Raw genomic sequence first — 12,629 nt, 5'->3', positions numbered from 1 at the left:
GGACCGGTGCAGACAGCACCGCCGCCGACCACGCTGCCGCGCGGAGTAGGCGCCCGCCAGCCCGCCCCGCAGCGGCCGGCGCCGGGTGCGCCGCGCCAGCTCACCGCCGAGGAGCGCGCCGCCCGCACCCGCGCCCTCGAGGAGCAGATGCGCGAGCAGCGCCGCCGCGAGGCGGAGGCGCAGTCGATCTCCGTCCGCTCCGCCGCCGAGGAGGCCCGCCGCAAGACCGAGGAGGAGGCGCGGAAGAAGGCTGAGGAGGAGGCCGCCGCCAAGGCCGAGGCCGAGGCGAAGGCCCGTGCAGAGACCGAAGCCAAGGCCCGCAGCGAGGCCGAGGCGCGCCAGAAATCCGACGATGTGGAGGTGACGCGCCGCGCCAAGGAAGCGGCAGAGCGCGCCGATGCGCGCGGCCGCGCGACCGGCGCTCCGCCTGCAACAGCCCGCCCCGCCGCCCCCGGCGCGACCGCGGCCGAGCGCACGCTCAGGCTGCCGCGCGGCGAGGAGGAGGACGAGGGCCGCCCAACCCGCCGGCCCGGCGGCGCCCCCGGCGCGCCGAAGCGCCCGGTTCTTGCCGCAGCGAAGAAGGGTCTGCCCGACCGGTCCGGCCGTGCCGGCAGGGTCAATGTCGCCGCTGCGCTGACCGACGAGGACGAGCGCCAGCGTTCGATCTCGAGCATCCGCCGGCAGCGCGAACGCGAGCGCCGCCAGGCCGATGCCGAACGCCTGCGTGCGGGCGATCTCAAGGTCGTGCGCGAGGTGGTGATCCCCGAGATCATCACCGTGCAGGATCTCGCCAACCGCATGGCCGTGCGCGGCGCCGACGTAATCAAGCAGCTGATGAAGCTCGGCGTGATGGCGACGATCACCCAGTCGCTCGACGCCGACACGGCCGAGCTGGTGGTGACCGAGCTCGGCCACAGGGCGAAGCGCGTGTCGGAGAGCGATGTCGAGCTCGGCCTCGAAGGCTCGGCCGACGAGGACGCGGCGCTGGTGTCGCGCCCGCCGGTCGTGACCGTCATGGGCCATGTCGACCATGGCAAGACCAGCCTGCTCGACGCTCTGCGCGCGACCGATGTCGCGGCAGGCGAGGCCGGCGGCATCACCCAGCATATCGGCGCCTACCAGGTGACGCTGCCTTCCGGGTCGAAGATCACCTTCATCGACACGCCTGGCCACGAGGCCTTCACGGCCATGCGCGCCCGCGGCGCCTCGGTGACCGACATCGTCGTTCTCGTCGTCGCCGCGGATGACGGCGTGATGCCGCAGACGATCGAGGCGATCCGCCACGCCAAGGCGGCGCACGCGCCGATGATCGTTGCCATCAACAAGATCGACAAGCCAGGCGTGAAGCCCGAGCGCGTGCGCACCGAGCTCCTCTCCCACGAGGTCGTGGTCGAGGCGATGGGTGGCGAGACGCAGGACATCGAGGTCTCGGCGCTGAAGCGGATGAACCTCGACAGGCTCGAGGAGGCCATCCTGCTCCAGGCAGAGGTCCTCGATCTCAAGGCGAATCCCGACCGTGCCGCTGAGGGAACGGTGATCGAAAGTCGGCTCGACCGCGGCCGCGGCCCGGTCGCGACCGTTCTCGTCCAGAAGGGAACGCTTCGGCAGGGCGACATCGTCGTCGCCGGCTCCGAGTGGGGCCGGGTGCGCGCGATGCTCGACGACAAGGGCCGCACGGTGAAGGACGCCGGCCCCTCCATGCCGGTGGAGATCCTCGGTCTCTCGGCCGTCCCGGGGGCAGGCGAGCCGTTCGTCGCCGTCGAGGACGAGGGGCGGGCGCGCGAGATCAGCGAGTTCCGCCAGCGCAAGGCGCGCGAGAAGGCGGCCGCCGGCCAGACGGCCGCGCGCGGCACGCTCGACCAGATGCTCGCGCGCATCCAGGCAGGCGAGCAGAAGGAAGTGGCCGTCCTCGTGAAGGCCGACGTGCAGGGCTCGGCCGAGGCGATCGCCGCGACCGTGCTCAAGCTCGGCAACGACGAGGTGAAGGTGCGCGTGCTGCACAGCGCGGTGGGCCAGATCACCGAGAGCGACATCCAGCTCGCCAAGGCGTCCGATGCCGTGATCGTCGCGTTCAACGTGCGCGCGACGTCCCAGGCACGCGACCTCGCGACGCGCGACGGCGTGGACATCCGCTACTACTCGATCATCTACGACGTCGCGAACGACATCGAGAACCTCGTGAAGGGCAAGCTTGCGCCCAAGGAGCGCGAGAAGTTCCTGGGCTACGCCGAGATCCGGAAGGTGTTCAACATCACCAAAACCGGCAAGGTCGCGGGCTGCATGGTCACCGAGGGCGTGGTCAAGCGTGGCGCCGGCGTGCGGCTCCTGCGCGAGGGCGTGGTGATCCACACCGGCGAGCTCAGCCAGCTCAAGCGCTTCAAGGACGACGTTCGCGAGGTTGCGCGCGGCTTCGAGTGCGGCCTCTCCTTCGCGGGGTTCAACGACCTCGCCGAGGGCGACATGGTCGAGTGCTTCGAGACGGAGACGGTGCCGGCCTGATCAGGGCTTCGGCCCGGCCGGGAGGAAGGCATGTCGCGCAGCAAGGCGAAGTCCGCCCATGCAGCGGGCCCGTCGCAGCGCCAGCTCCGCGTGGCGGAGGAGGTGCGGCACGCGCTCGCCGCGGTGCTCGAGCGGGGCGACTTTCGCGACCCCGACCTTGCCGGCGCGCATGTGACGGTGACCGAGGTGCGCGCCTCGCCCGACCTCAAGCACATGACCGTGTTCGTCACGCCCTTGGGGGGCGGCGATGCGTCCGTGCTGCTCGCGGCGCTGAAGCGTGCCGCGCCCTATCTGCGCGGCCAGGTCGCCCAAGCGATCCGTACCAAGTACGCGCCTGACCTCGTGTTCCGCCCCGATACGGCGATCGACGCCGCGGCCCGGATGGAGGCGCTGTTCCATTCCCCCGCGGTCGCCCGCGACCTCGCCCCCCGAGACCCGTCCAGAGACTCTTCCCGAGACGACGAGGACTGACCTTCGTGCCGAGAAAGCCCAAGGGCCGGCCGATCGATGGCTGGCTCGTGATCGACAAGCCCTCGGGCATGACCTCGACCGACGTCGTCAACGCCGTGAAGCGCTCCCTCGGCGCCCAGAAGGTCGGCCACGGCGGCACGCTCGACCCGCTGGCCACAGGCGTGCTGCCGCTCGCCCTCGGGGTGGGGACCAAGACCGTCCCCTACGCCATGGACGGTACGAAGGAGTACCGCTTCACGCTGCGCTTCGGCGAGGCGCGCGACAGCGACGACGCCGACGGGGCGGTGACGGCCACGTCCGAGGTGCGTCCATCGGATGAGCAGATCCGTGCGGCGCTTCCCGCCTTCACCGGCCTGATCATGCAGGTGCCGCCCCGCTACTCTGCCGTGAAGATCGCGGGCGAGCGGGCCTATGACCTTGCCCGCTCGGGCGCCGAGGTCGAGCTTGCCGCCCGACCCGCCCAGGTCGACCGGTTCGAGCTGGTCGAGCGGCCCGACGCCGACACGGCGGTCTTCGCCGTGGAAAGCGGCAAGGGCGTCTACATGCGCAGCCTCGCCCGCGACCTCGCCCTTGCGCTCGGCACGGTGGGGCACGTCGCGGCGTTGCGCCGTAAGCGGGTCGGCCCCTTCACGGAGGACCGGGCGGTTTCCCTGGACAAACTGCTCTCCCTGGGGCAAGAACCGGCCGCCCTGAGCCTCGTGCTCCCGGTCGAGACCGCGCTGGCCGACATCCCGGCGCTGGCCCTGACGGGGGAGGAGGCCGCCCGGCTGACGAACGGACAGGCCCTATCTCTTGTCCCGTTTCTCTCCCGGATGCCGCAGGACGCCGACCCGGACGGTGGTCTGGTCCGCGTGATGGCGGGGGGCAAGGCGCTCGCGCTCGGCCGGCTTGGCGAGGGAATGCTGCACCCGGTGCGGCTTCTGTCTCACGCCGTCTGATCCGTCGCCCCGAACCGCCCCCGATTGCCGCGAGGCACGCGGGGGCTCCGCAGCGGGTCACATGGAGAACCCCGATGTCGATCACGGCAGAGCGCCGCACGGCGCTGATCGAGGAATACGCGACGAAGCCCGGCGATACGGGCTCTCCCGAGGTGCAGGTCGCCCTGCTCTCGGAGCGCATCAAGAACCTGACCGAGCACCTGAAGGATCACGCAAAGGACTTCCACTCCCGCCGTGGCCTGCTGATGATGGTTGGCCAGCGCCGCCGTCTGCTCGACTACGTGAAGCGCCAGGACACGTCCCGCTACGAGACGTTGATCAAGCGCCTCGGCCTCCGCCGGTGAGGCTGGTTTCTTGAAGGTGGCGAGGCCATAGGCCGCGTGACCCTGATGACGGTGCGGGGGCCGCTCGCTCCCCGCGCCACCTTGTTCCCGCGCGCCATGGTGGCACGCGGGCGCCCCGCCATGCCCGATCCGGGCTGGCGGTATGCCGTAGCAGGCGGCGGTCAACGAACCCGCCTCGCCGCAAATCCCCTCGACGGGGCAAGCATGACGGCGTTTCCGGTCACATGGGGTCGTGGCGTGGGCAGTGTCCCGCGCCGCGGGCACCATGCCACCCGAAGCGCCGCCTGCCCCCGGAGGGCGCGCGCGAGCAGGATCGGCCCGCCGTCCGCGCCGGCATCCAGACGAAAGGATGACCGTTGATGTTCCAGTTCTTCCGCAAGGAACTTACCTGGGGGGGACGCACCCTCTCGCTCGAGACGGGCAAGATGGCCCGCCAGGCCGACGGCGCGGTTCTCGCCCGCTACGGCGACACGGTGGTGCTCTGCACCGTCGTCGGCGCCAAGTCGGCCAAGCCGGGGCAGGATTTCTTCCCCCTCTCGGTGCACTACCAGGAGAAGACCTTCGCCGCCGGCAAGATCCCAGGCGGGTTCTTCAAGCGCGAGGGGCGCCCGACCGAGAAGGAGGTGCTCACCTCCCGCCTGATCGACCGCCCGATCCGCCCGCTCTTCCCGGACGGGTTCCGCAACGAGGTGCAGGTCATCGCGACGGTCCTTTCGCATGACCTCGAGAACGATCCCGACATCGTCGCGATGATCGGCTGCTCGGCCGCGCTGACGCTGTCCGGCATTCCCTTCATGGGCCCGATCGGCGGCGCCCGCGTGGGCCATGTCGGCGGCGAGTTCGTGCTGAACCCGACCGCCGAGCAGATGAAGGAGAGCAGCCTCGACCTCATCGTCGCCGGCACGACCGAGGGCGTGCTGATGGTCGAGAGCGAGGCGAAGGAGCTCTCCGAGGAGACGATGCTCGCCGCCGTGACCTTCGGCCACACGGGCTTCCAGCCGGTGATCGAGGCGATCATCCAGCTCGCCGAGCAGGCGGCGAAGGATCCCTGGCCGCTGCCCGAGCCCGACCCCGCGATCGAGGCGCTCAAGGCGCGCCTGTCCGACCTCGCGCGCGTGCCGCTCATGGAAGCCTATGCCGAGCGGGTGAAGCAGGCCCGCGTCGAGAAGCTCAGTGCAGCGAAGAAGGCCGCGCTCGCTGCCGTCGCCGAGGAAGGGCTCGACGCGGAGAAGGCCAAGGGCCTGCTGAAGGAGCTCGAGGCAGACATCGTCCGCAACGCCATCCTCGACACCGGGCTCCGCATCGACGGGCGCGATACCAAGACCGTCCGCCCGATCTATGTCGAGGTCGGCACGCTGCCGCGCACGCACGGCTCGGCGCTGTTCACCCGCGGCGAGACGCAGGCGCTCTGCGTCGCGACCCTGGGCACGGGCGACGACGAGCAGATCATCGATGCGCTCGAGGGGGAGTACCGCGAGCACTTCATGCTGCACTACAACTTCCCGCCCTACTCGGTGGGCGAGGCCGGCCGCATGGGGAGCCCCGGCCGCCGCGAGATCGGCCACGGCAAGCTCGCCTGGCGGGCGATCCACCCGCTGCTGCCGAGCAAGGAGCAGTTCCCCTACACGCTCCGTGTCGTCTCCGAGATCACGGAGAGCAACGGCTCCTCGTCGATGGCAACGGTGTGCGGCTCCTCGCTTGCGCTGATGGATGCGGGCGTGCCGCTGCCGCGGCCGATCGCGGGCATCGCGATGGGTCTGATCAAGGAGGACAAGGGCTACGCCGTCCTCTCCGACATCCTCGGCGACGAGGACCATCTCGGCGACATGGACTTCAAGGTTGCCGGCACGGAGACGGGCATCACCTCGCTGCAGATGGACATCAAGATCACCTCGATCACGCCCGAGATCATGCAGATCGCGCTCGGCCAGGCGAAGGACGGGCGCATCCACATCCTCGGCGAGATGGCCAAGGCGATGAACCGCCCGCGCGACGGCGTGTCGGCCAACGCCCCGCGCATCACCGTCATCCACGTGCCGCGCGACAAGATCCGCGAGGTGATCGGCTCGGGCGGCAAGGTGATCCGCGAGATCACCGAGGTGACGGGCACGAAGATCGACATCGAGGACGACGGCACGATCAAGGTCGCCGCGACCGACGACAAGGCTGCGCAGGCTGCGATCAACTGGATCCGCGGCATCGTCGCCGAGCCCGAGATCAACGTGATCTACGACGGCAAGGTGGTGAAGACGGCCGATTTCGGCGCCTTCGTGAACTTCCTCGGCTCGCGCGACGGCCTCGTGCACATCTCCGAACTCGCCCAGGGCCGCGTGGCCAAGACCACCGACGTCGTCAACGTGGGCGACAGCGTGAAGGTGAAGGTCATCGGCTTCGACGAGCGCGGCAAGGTGAAGCTCTCGATGCGCGTGGTCGACCAGGCTACCGGCGAGGACATCAGCGACAAGGTGGGCCCAAAGGGTGGTGGCGGCGGTAGCGGCGGTGGCCGCCGCGAGCGCGGCGAGGGTGGCCAGGGTCAGCCCGCAGGCGCGGGCGGCCAGCCCGAGGCCGCGCAGTAGGCGATATGGACGCGCCAGGGCGGGGGGCGCACCCCCGCCCTGGATGCGCTTCCAAGGGGGTGTCATATATCTGCCCCGGTGATGCCGGGCGCGACCGGAGCGTCGCGCGGGAGGAACTGACGTGAAGCCTCTGAACGCAATCCGCATGGGTGGTGCCGAGGTCCTGCCGCTCGTCGAGGGTGGCAAGGGCGTGTCGGTCTCGAACGGCGTGTCCTCCGGCGCCTGGGCGGCGGCCGGCGGCGTCGGCACGTTCTCGGCGGTCAACGCCGACAGCTACACGCCGGACGGCCGCCTCGTACGCCAGGTCTACGAGGGCAAGACGCGCCGCGAGCGGCACGAGGAGCTCGTCGCCTTCGGCATCCAGGGGGGCATCCAGCAGGCCCGCACCGCCTGGGAGATGTCGGGCGGCAAGGGGCGCATCCACGCCAACATCCTCTGGGAGATGGGCGGGGCCGAGCGCGTCATCGTCGGCGTGCTCGAGGGCGCGAAGGGGCTGATCAACGGCATCACCTGCGGCGCCGGCATGCCCTACAGGCTCTCCGACATCGCCGCGCGCTTCGGCGTGCACTACTACCCCATCGTCTCCTCCGCCCGCGCCTTCAACGCGCTCTGGAAGCGCGCCTACTCGAAGACGCGGGAGTGGCTCGGCGGCGTGGTGTACGAGGACCCGTGGCTTGCCGGCGGGCATAACGGGCTGTCGAACAGCGAGCATCCTGACAGGCCGGAGGCGCCGTATCCGCGCGTCGCCGCGCTCCGCCGCACGATGAACGAGTTCGGGCTCGACGACGTGCCCGTGGTGATGGCCGGCGGCGTCTGGTGGCTGAAGGAGTGGGAGGACTGGATCGACAACCCCGAGATCGGTCCGGTCGCGTTCCAGTTCGGCACCCGCCCGCTGCTGACGAAGGAGAGCCCGATCTCCGATACGTGGAAGCAGCGCCTGCTGACGCTGAAGGAAGGCGATGTCTTCCTCAACCGCTTCTCGCCGACCGGCTTCTACTCCTCCGCCGTGAACAACGGCTTCATCCAGGAGTTGCGTGAGCGGAACGACCGCCAGGTCGCCTACACCGCCGAGGCGATGGGCGAGCACACGGAGGGGTTCCCGACCGGCCCGCGCGGGCGGCTCGTCTATCTCACGCCGGCCGACGCGGCTTCCGCGCGTGCGTGGACGGCCGAGGGCTTCACCGAGGCGATGCGCACGCCCGACGGCACGCTGATCTTCGTCACGCCCGACAAGGGCGCGGAGATCCGCCGCGACCAGATCGAGTGCATGGGCTGCCTCTCCTCCTGCCGGTTCTCGAACTGGGCGCAGCACGAGCCCGACTACACGAACGGCAAGAAGGCCGACCCGCGCAGCTTCTGCATCCAGAAGACGCTGCAGGACATCGCCCATGGCGACGACGTGAACCGGAACCTGATGTTCTCCGGCCACAACGCCTACCGCTTCGCAACCGACCCGTTCTACTCGAACGGGTTCGTTCCCTCTGTGAAACAGCTCGTCGAGCGCATCGCGACGGGGGACTAGCTCCAGCCAGCCGGCCACCAGTGCAGCGTGATCTGAATCTGGTTCGAGAAATTCTCAAGGCGGTCGAGGCGTCACCTGACCACCTCGGCACTGGTCTACCATCGATTGAGGGTCATGACCGCCGCGTGGTTGCCCATCATGTGTGGCTGCTTCGCCAGGCAGGATACTTGCATTCGATCGATCAGACGACGACGGACGGAAAGGACTTCGCGTTCATCCACCTAACGTGGGCAGGCCACGAGTTTCTGGACTCGTTGCGCAGTGATGCCTCGTGGAGGAAAGTTCTGGAATCGGTTCGGCGTGCTGGGGGATCGCTGAGCTTCGACCTGATCAAGGAGATCGGCATCTCAGCTGCGAAGGAAGCGCTGCGGTTGCCATAGCGCAGTTTCCTACCGCCCCGCGCGATTCTGGAACACGACGAACCAGCACGGCATCTCCGGCGCGCCCTCGGGCACGTCGGGCGCGATGCGTCCGTCATTCAGCGCGGGGAGCAGGACCATGCGCACCGCGTCGCCGACATTGCCGCCCACGGCCTCCACCACGCCCGGCCTGATGCCGACCACGACGTCGCAATGCATCGGCACCGCGCGGCCCACCTCCGCCGCACGATCCTCCGGCCCCGCGTAGCGGCCGCGCTCCGCCCCCCGCGTCGCGCAGAGGATGTCGCCCGGAACCGGCGCGGTGGCGGCAGGCGAGGCGACGCCGAAGGCGGCGAGGCCGGGCCAGGCAGCCTCCCGCGCCATCAGCGCATCGACGATGCGCCAGTGCGCGTCGGCCGAAGGCACGTCGGCGCGGTCATACCCGGCGGACCGGGCGAGGAAGCTCACGAAGGCCGCACTCCACGGTACCTCCGTCCAGAGCGGGGCGTAGCCGGATGCCGTGCCCTGCACCGAGCGAAGCCGCTCGATGTTCCGCGCGATCGTCTCCTCCCGTCCGGGAACGGAGGACCAGTAGGCAAGCACGGCAGGGAACGCCTCGAGGTCGTCCTCGCGCCGCTCCTCAACCGGCGCGGCCATCTCCGCCCCCGTATGGTCGACGAAGAGCCGCCCCCACTCCTCCCATTCGGCGAGCGCGATGCGAACGAGGCGGTCGCGTGCCGCAGCCGGGTAGGGGATGGGTGGTTGCGCTTCCGGCACGGCTGCGCAACCGGCGGCGAGCGCCAGGACCAGCATGGCCGTTGCGCGGAGGTGCGGAGAGGGCGAGACTCGCAGCATGACACGTCGAACAATAGCCGCCTTCGCGCTGCTCTGCCTCGCCGGATGCGCAAGCGCGCCCGGCCCGCTGTTCAAGGGCGATGCCTTTCCGCCCTCCCCGGCAGGGCTCGGCCTCGATCTCGGCAGCGATCCGGTGCTTTCGGCGGTGATCAACGCGAATTCGGCGCTGGCTGACCCGCCGTCGCGCATCGGCGGCAACGCGGCCTTCGCCGCGCGCATCATCGGCCAGTACGAGTATGTGACGGCCGTGATGCGCGAGCCGCGCTTCATCTCCCTCGCCCCGGTCGCCGAGCCACAGCTCAGGATCGGGCGCACACAGGCACGCGACGTCCTCGGCATCAGGCAGGACGCCGAGCCTGGCGCGGTCATCGCGGCCCTCGCGGGCGCAGCGGCCGCTCTCGATCGCGGCGACACCCGCGCAGCCGATGCCGCGCTTGCGGCCGTGGCGCCGGACCCTGCGGCGACGCGCGCGCGGCTCGGTGCGCTTCCATTCATGGTGCGCCCGAACCAGGCCCTTCAGCTCACGCAGCAGATGTGGGGGCGCGTCTACGCCCTCGACGAGGACTGAGGCGTGTGGCGCCGCGCGGCTCTCGGCGCCTTCCTCGCGCTCTGCGCCTGCGCCGCGTCGCCTGGCGGCACGCCCCGCCCGGCCGCCGATGCCTTCCCGCCCTCTGCGGACGGCCTCGGCTTGCGGCCGGGAAGCGACCTCGTTCTGTCCGCCGTGATGTCGGCCCGCTCCGCGCTCGCCGATCCGCCGACGCGCATCGGGCCGAACCCTGCCTACGCGGCACGAATCATCGGGCAGCTCGAATACGTCGCGGCGATGATCAACGAGCCCCGCTTCATCACCATCGCCCCGATCGCTGCGCCGCAGCTGGCATTCGGCCGGGCGGAGGCGCGACAGGTTCTCGGGCTGAGGCAGGACGCATCGCCGCACGAGGCGATCGGCGCGCTCGCCGGTGCGGCGGCAGCGCTCGACCGCGGCGATCGCGCGGCAGCGCGCGCTGCCCTCGCGCCGGTCTCGCCCGAGCCGGAGGCGACGCTCGCGACCCTCGCCTCGCTGCCCGGCCTGCCGCGCGCCAGTGCCGCGCTGGCGCTGACCGAGCGCATCTACGACAGGATCAACAGCCCGTTCTTCTTCTGATGCACCCGGCCCCGGACGCCGCCTCTCTCGCGCGGAGTTTCCTTGAGCCGCGCCCGGTTCGGTGGAACTCTCGTCGCGACGGAGAGGAGCCATGGTGCGCGCAATACTTCTCGCCTCTGCCTGCCTCGCCCTGGCGGCCTGCACGCAGACGCCCGGAACACCACCCTCGCAGGGCATCCGCTATCTCGAACCCTCGACCTTCGCCGCCCCCGTCGGCACCGACCCGGTGCTGACCTCGGTGATGTCGGCCTCCTCCTACCTCGCCGATCCGCGCGCGCGGCTCGCCGGCCGCCCAGCGCTCGCAGCGCAGGTCGCCGCTCAGTACGAGTTCGCGACCGTCGCGCTGAAGGAGCCGCGCTTCATCGGCTTCTCGCCGCTGATGCAGATGCAGATGGACCAGGGCCGCGTCGCGCTGCGCGACACGCTCGGCATCCGGCAGGACGCGCCGAGCGACGCGGTGATCGAGCAGCTTACCCGCGCTGCTGGCGCGCTCAGGCAGGGCGACACGACGGCGGCCGAGGCGGCGGTGACGGGCGGAAGCTTCATCCGCCCCGCGGCGACGGTTCTCGCCACGCTCCAGGCCTTCCCCGACGTTCCGCAGGCGGGCCGTGCGGCGAGCTTCGCAGAGCAGCAGCTCAACCGCCCCGACGGCGTGTTCTTCAAGCCGTGAGTTCGGCGCGTTTGGTAGCCGTGGCGGCGCTCGCTGCCATGTTCGCCGCCTGCACGCAGGAGCCTGGAACACCGCCCGGACAGGGACTTTCTGCCTTTCGCATCCCCGGCATCAACCTCACGTTCGGCAGCGACCCCGTCGCGACCGCTCTGGCCTCCGTCTCCTCCAATTTGGCTGACCCGGCCTCGCGGCTTGCCGGGCGGCCGGCGCTCGCCGCGCAGGTGGTGGCGCAATACGAGTTCGCCACCGAGGCGCTGCGCGAGCCACGCTTCGTCGGCCTGAACCCGCTCGCGCAGATCGGCATGGTGCGCGGCCGTGGCCCGCTGCGCGACGCCGTCGGGCTCTCGCGCGAGGCCTCGCCGGCCGTCGCGATGAACAGGATGACCGAGCTCGCCGGCGTGCTCGGCCGCGGTGATCTCGCGGCCGCCGAAGGGATCGCCGGCGCTGCGCCGTTCACCCGGCCTGCAGGAGAGGTGATCGCTGCGCTCTCCAAGATGCCCTTCGTGCCGGATGCCGCTCGCGCCGCAAGCTTCGCCGACCAGCAGGTGAACCGCGCCGGGCCGATGGCCGTGGACTGAGCGGCTACTTCACCTCTTCGCCCTGGTAGGTTCCCCAGAACCAGGCGCGGTGCAGCCAGCCGCGATTGCCGCGCACCTCGACCTCGCACCATTCCGACCCAGCCTCGCAGCGTCGGATACGGCCCTGAACGCCTGGTGCGAGCCGGGCGATAACCGGTGCGGCCTCATCGCCGCGGCGGCGAAGCCCACGCGTCTCCCCGCGTACGACGAAGCTGCGGCGGCCGGACAGGAAGCTCTGCTGCACCCAGCCCTCTGCGCCGTCCTGGTCGCGCACGCGGCGCCAGATGCTGAACTCGCGCACGATCTCCACCGGCCAGCCAGAGCGCTGGTAGGTCCACTCCACCGGATACTGCGTGCCAGGCCCCGTGCGCAGGTTGATGCGGTTCGACCCGAGGCTCGCATAGCGCGGCAGCGGCAGGCCGGTGACGGGACCGCGCGGGGCATCTGCCGCGCGGACGGGAACGGGCTGCTCGCGCGGCGCGGGGGGCGGAGGCGGCGGTGCGGGCGGTACGGCGCGACGCTCGCCCTGCGGTGCGGGAGCCCGCTCGGCAGGAGGAGGGACGGTATCCGGCCATGGCGGGGGAAGCGGCAGCGGCCGCTGCGCCGAAGCCGGAAGGCAGACGAGGAGGGCAACGCAGAACGCGGACAGGCGCATCCCCTGCCTGTGCCAAGC

Annotated in this window: 13 protein-coding genes; 11 read left to right on the top strand and 2 right to left on the bottom strand. The window is 70.7% G+C overall.

The features are described 5' to 3' along the window. From infB to FIF60_RS08065, 7 genes are all read left to right on the top strand, one after another. Positions 1-2,499: translation initiation factor IF-2 (gene infB / locus FIF60_RS08095; RefSeq protein WP_144185549.1), on the top strand; the 2,499-nt coding region annotated here is incomplete at its 5' end. 30 nt (positions 2,500-2,529) lie between these two features. Further along, positions 2,530-2,970: a 30S ribosome-binding factor RbfA gene (gene rbfA / locus FIF60_RS08090; RefSeq protein WP_144185548.1), complete on the top strand. Its 441-nt coding sequence runs from the start codon at positions 2,530-2,532 to the stop codon at positions 2,968-2,970. Positions 2,971-2,975: 5 nt separating this feature from the next. After that, positions 2,976-3,908 carry a tRNA pseudouridine(55) synthase TruB gene (truB, locus tag FIF60_RS08085; RefSeq protein WP_144185547.1) on the top strand — a complete coding sequence of 311 codons (933 nt, stop codon included), beginning with the start codon at positions 2,976-2,978 and terminating at the stop codon, positions 3,906-3,908. A gap of 74 nt (positions 3,909-3,982) precedes the next feature. Beyond that, positions 3,983-4,252: a 30S ribosomal protein S15 gene (rpsO, locus tag FIF60_RS08080; protein WP_144185546.1), complete on the top strand. Its 270-nt coding sequence runs from the start codon at positions 3,983-3,985 to the stop codon at positions 4,250-4,252. A 359-nt stretch (positions 4,253-4,611) separates the two neighbouring features. Next, on the top strand, positions 4,612-6,828 hold the full coding sequence (gene pnp / locus FIF60_RS08075) for a polyribonucleotide nucleotidyltransferase (protein ID WP_144185545.1): 2,217 nt from the start codon (positions 4,612-4,614) through the stop codon (positions 6,826-6,828). A 121-nt stretch (positions 6,829-6,949) separates the two neighbouring features. After that, positions 6,950-8,350, top strand: a complete 1,401-nt coding sequence (locus FIF60_RS08070; protein WP_144185544.1) for an NAD(P)H-dependent flavin oxidoreductase — start codon at positions 6,950-6,952, stop codon at positions 8,348-8,350. 20 nt (positions 8,351-8,370) lie between these two features. Continuing rightward, a complete protein-coding gene (locus tag FIF60_RS08065) occupies positions 8,371-8,730 on the top strand; it encodes a DUF2513 domain-containing protein (protein WP_144185543.1) in 360 nt (119 codons plus the stop codon). A 9-nt stretch (positions 8,731-8,739) separates the two neighbouring features. Here the strand turns inward: FIF60_RS08065 and FIF60_RS21535 are convergent, their stop codons facing one another. Then, positions 8,740-9,522 carry a DUF2272 domain-containing protein gene (locus FIF60_RS21535; RefSeq protein WP_158639116.1) on the bottom strand — a complete coding sequence of 261 codons (783 nt, stop codon included), beginning with the start codon at positions 9,520-9,522 and terminating at the stop codon, positions 8,740-8,742. A gap of 40 nt (positions 9,523-9,562) precedes the next feature. Between FIF60_RS21535 and FIF60_RS21530 the strand changes: the two genes are divergently transcribed. The 4 genes from FIF60_RS21530 to FIF60_RS08045 all read left to right on the top strand — a co-directional run bounded on the left by FIF60_RS21530 (position 9,563) and on the right by FIF60_RS08045 (position 11,956). Continuing rightward, positions 9,563-10,132 (top strand): hypothetical protein, encoded by a 570-nt coding sequence (locus tag FIF60_RS21530; RefSeq protein ID WP_158639115.1) that lies wholly within the window; start codon positions 9,563-9,565, stop codon positions 10,130-10,132. A 3-nt stretch (positions 10,133-10,135) separates the two neighbouring features. Beyond that, complete coding sequence (locus tag FIF60_RS08055; protein WP_144185541.1) at positions 10,136-10,708, top strand: hypothetical protein; 573 nt, start codon at positions 10,136-10,138, stop codon at positions 10,706-10,708. A 91-nt stretch (positions 10,709-10,799) separates the two neighbouring features. Continuing rightward, positions 10,800-11,378 carry a hypothetical protein gene (locus FIF60_RS08050; protein WP_144185540.1) on the top strand — a complete coding sequence of 193 codons (579 nt, stop codon included), beginning with the start codon at positions 10,800-10,802 and terminating at the stop codon, positions 11,376-11,378. 20 nt (positions 11,379-11,398) lie between these two features. Continuing rightward, on the top strand, positions 11,399-11,956 hold the full coding sequence (locus FIF60_RS08045) for a hypothetical protein (protein WP_144185539.1): 558 nt from the start codon (positions 11,399-11,401) through the stop codon (positions 11,954-11,956). Between the two features lie 4 nt (positions 11,957-11,960). Here FIF60_RS08045 and FIF60_RS08040 read toward each other — a convergent pair whose 3' ends face one another. Further along, positions 11,961-12,611 carry an SH3 domain-containing protein gene (locus FIF60_RS08040; RefSeq protein ID WP_144185538.1) on the bottom strand — a complete coding sequence of 217 codons (651 nt, stop codon included), beginning with the start codon at positions 12,609-12,611 and terminating at the stop codon, positions 11,961-11,963. Positions 12,612-12,629: the final 18 nt, after the last annotated feature.

The sequence above is a fragment of the Elioraea rosea genome (assembly GCF_007644105.1).
GTDB classification, from domain to species: Bacteria; Pseudomonadota; Alphaproteobacteria; order Acetobacterales; family Acetobacteraceae; genus Elioraea_A; species Elioraea_A rosea.
This window is presented reverse-complemented; position numbering and strand designations above follow the sequence as displayed.

Excerpts from the sequence above, each read along its gene's own strand:
- rbfA (WP_144185548.1), top strand. The coding sequence starts at position 2,530 with ATGTCGCGCAGCAAGGCGAAGTCCGCCCATGCAGCGGGCCCGTCGCAG.
- rpsO (WP_144185546.1), top strand. The coding sequence starts at position 3,983 with ATGTCGATCACGGCAGAGCGCCGCACGGCGCTGATCGAGGAATACGCG.
- pnp (WP_144185545.1), top strand. The coding sequence starts at position 4,612 with ATGTTCCAGTTCTTCCGCAAGGAACTTACCTGGGGGGGACGCACCCTC.
- FIF60_RS21535 (WP_158639116.1), bottom strand. The coding sequence starts at position 9,522 with ATGCTGGTCCTGGCGCTCGCCGCCGGTTGCGCAGCCGTGCCGGAAGCG.
- FIF60_RS21530 (WP_158639115.1), top strand. The coding sequence starts at position 9,563 with ATGACACGTCGAACAATAGCCGCCTTCGCGCTGCTCTGCCTCGCCGGA.
- FIF60_RS08050 (WP_144185540.1), top strand. The coding sequence starts at position 10,800 with ATGGTGCGCGCAATACTTCTCGCCTCTGCCTGCCTCGCCCTGGCGGCC.
- FIF60_RS08040 (WP_144185538.1), bottom strand. The coding sequence starts at position 12,611 with ATGCGCCTGTCCGCGTTCTGCGTTGCCCTCCTCGTCTGCCTTCCGGCT.